The 3085-nt window shown below is 55.2% G+C and carries 2 rRNA genes (1 of these 2 only partly in view); both read right to left on the bottom strand.

Annotation, left to right across the window (positions count from 1 at the left end):
* Positions 1 to 69 precede the first annotated feature (69 nt).
* Positions 70 to 184: ribosomal RNA gene (rrf, locus tag KZ820_RS21630) — 5S ribosomal RNA — on the bottom strand.
* A gap of 137 nt (positions 185 to 321) precedes the next feature.
* Positions 322 to 3085, bottom strand: a 23S ribosomal RNA gene (locus KZ820_RS21625) (it continues 16 nt past the right edge of the window).

Raw genomic sequence — 3085 nt, 5'->3', positions numbered from 1 at the left:
CGTGGTGGAGAGCGGTGTGTGTGAATGGGTTCTTGGATGATGGATATGTTTCAACGCGCGGGCTTCAATGCCTGGCGGCGACCTACTCTTCCATCGCTTGAGCGATAGTACCATTGGCGCGGTCGGGTTTCACGTCCGAGTTCGGGATGGGATCGGGTGGGACACCGACGCTATGGCCACCAGGCAATGGAGCCGGCGCGTTGTGGGGCGGCGCGTTGTTGGGGGCGCCGACCTGTTATCCATCATGTGGGTTATAAATCGATGCACCTGGCTTGGGGAGAAATCACCCTGGTACCAACGCTGATGTTGGGGGTGTGTGCTCTCAAGCGCGAATAGGACGATTAGTATCGGTTAGCTTCACGCGTTACCGCGCTTCCACATCCGATCTATCAAGGTCGTGGTCTCCGACCGTCCTGAGAAATCTTATCTCGAGGGAGGCTTCCCGCTTAGATGCTTTCAGCGGTTATCCCGTCCGTACATAGCTACCCTGCTGCGCCGTTGGCACGACGACAGGTACACCAGAGGTACGTTCAACCCGGTCCTCTCGTACTAGGGTCAACTCCTCTCAAATTTCGACGCCCACGGCAGATAGGGACCAAACTGTCTCGCGACGTTCTGAACCCAGCTCACGTACCACTTTAATTGGCGAACAGCCAAACCCTTGGGACCTGCTCCAGCCCCAGGATGTGATGAGCCGACATCGAGGTGCCAAACAACCCCGTCGATATGAGCTCTTGGGGGTTATCAGCCTGTTATCCCCGGCGTACCTTTTATCCGTTGAGCGATGGCCCTTCCACGAGGGACCACCGGATCACTATGACCGACTTTCGTCTCTGCTCGACTTGTCAGTCTCGCAGTCAGGCTGGCTTATGCCATTGCACTCTAACAGACGGTTTCCAACCGTCCTGAGCCAACCTTCGCGCGCCTCCGTTACTCTTTAGGAGGCGACCGCCCCAGTCAAACTACCCGCCACAGAGGGTCCCTGTTCCGGCTTCACGGAACGAGGTTAGACAGTAGACAACAACAGGGTGGTATTTCACCTATGGCTCCACACCGGCTGGCGCCAATGCTTCAAAGCCTCCCACCTATGCTACACAGTTCTTGTCCACTGCCACTCTGAAGCTGCAGTAAAGGTGCACGGGGTCTTTCCGTCTAACCGCGGGTACTCCGCATCTTCACGGAGAATTCAATTTCGCTGAGCATGTCCTGGAGACAGTGGGGAAGTCGTTACGCCATTCGTGCAGGTCGGAACTTACCCGACAAGGAATTTCGCTACCTTAGGACCGTTATAGTTACGGCCGCCGTTTACCGGGGCTTCATTTCGGAGCTTGCACCCCTCCACTTAACCTTCCGGCACCGGGCAGGCGTCAGACCCTATACGTCGTCTTGAAGCCGACTTAGCAGAGCCCTGTGTTTTTGCTAAACAGTCGCTACCCCCTGGCCTGTGCCCCCTGCAAAAGCTTGCGCTCATACAGGGCCTCCTTCTTCCGAAGGTACGGAGGCAATTTGCCGAGTTCCTTCAGGACACTTCTCTCAAGCGCCTTGGTATACTCTACCTGACCACCTGTGTCGGTTTCGGGTACGGTCTATACGGTGGGGCTATTTCCCGGGACAGCTTCGAAGCCCAGCCAATCCGATAAGGCTGAACAACACACGCCATCCGTCACACACCACCAGGCTGCGGAATATTAACCGCATTCCCATCGACTACCCCCTTCGGGCTCGTCTTAGGGGCCGGCTCACCCTGCGCGGATTAGCCTTGCGCAGGAACCCTTGGTCTTTCGGCGAGAGGGCATCTCACCCTCTTTATCGCTACTCATGTCTGCATTCGCACTTCCGATACCTCCACCACCCATTACCAGATGGCTTCGCAGGCTTACGGAACGCTCCGCTACCGCGTGCATTGCTGCACACCCTAAGCTTCGGTGCACGTCTTGAGCCCCGTTACATCTTCGCCGCAGGAACCCTTGTTTAGACCAGTGAGCTGTTACGCTTTCTTTAAAGGATGGCTGCTTCTAAGCCAACCTCCTGGTTGTTTTGGGATTCCCACATGCTTTCCCACTTAGACGTGACTTGGGGACCTTAGCTGTAGGTCAGGGCTGTTTCCCTCTTGACGACGGACCTTAGCACCCGCCGTCTGTCTCCCGAGTAGTACTCGTGGGTATTCGGAGTTTGGTTAGGTTTGGTAGATCTCGCGACCCCCTAGCCCATCCAGTGCTCTACCCCCCACGGTATTCGCTCGAGGCACTACCTCAATAGTTTTCGCGGAGAACCAGCTATTTCCCGGCTTGATTGGCCTTTCACCCCTAAACACAACTCATCCGGTAACTTTTCAACGTTAATCGGTTCGGACCTCCAGTGAGTGTTACCCCACCTTCATCCTGGTCATGCCTAGATCGCCGGGTTTCGGGTCTAATACTTCAAACTAAAGCGCCCTATTCAGACTCGCTTTCGCTGCGCCTACACCTATCGGCTTAAGCTCGCTTGAAACATTAAGTCACAGACCCATTATGCAAGAGGTACGCTGTCAGGGCACAAGACCCCTCCAACTGCTTGTAGGCAATCCGTTTCAGGTACTGTTTCACTCCCCTCATCGGGGTGCTTTTCACCTTTCCCTCACGGTACTAGTTCGCTATCGGTCGCATACGAGTATTTAGGCTTGGAGGGTGGTCCCCCCATGTTCAGACAGGATTACACGTGTCCCGCCCTACTCGAGTCCATCCACATCAGTTTCGCATACGGGGCTGTCACCCGCTACGGCCACACTTTCCAGAGTGTTCTGCTACTTGAATGAATGGCACTGGCCTGGTCCGCGTTCGCTCGCCACTACTAACGGAATCTCGGTTGATGTCTTTTCCTCCAGCTACTGAGATGTTTCAGTTCGCCGGGTTCGCTTCATGAAACCTATGTATTCAGTCCCATGATACTCAAAACCCCGCTTACCTGACCGAAGTCAGATAAACAGGATGAGTGGGTTTCCCCATTCGGAAATCTGCGGGTCAAAGGTTGCTCACACCTCACCGCAGCTTATCGCAGCGTGCCACGTCCTTCATCGCCTGTATGCGCCAAGGCATCCACGAATTGC

This window comes from Sphingomonas citri (assembly GCF_019429485.1).
Taxonomy (GTDB): Bacteria; Pseudomonadota; Alphaproteobacteria; order Sphingomonadales; family Sphingomonadaceae; genus Sphingomonas; species Sphingomonas citri.
This window is presented reverse-complemented; position numbering and strand designations above follow the sequence as displayed.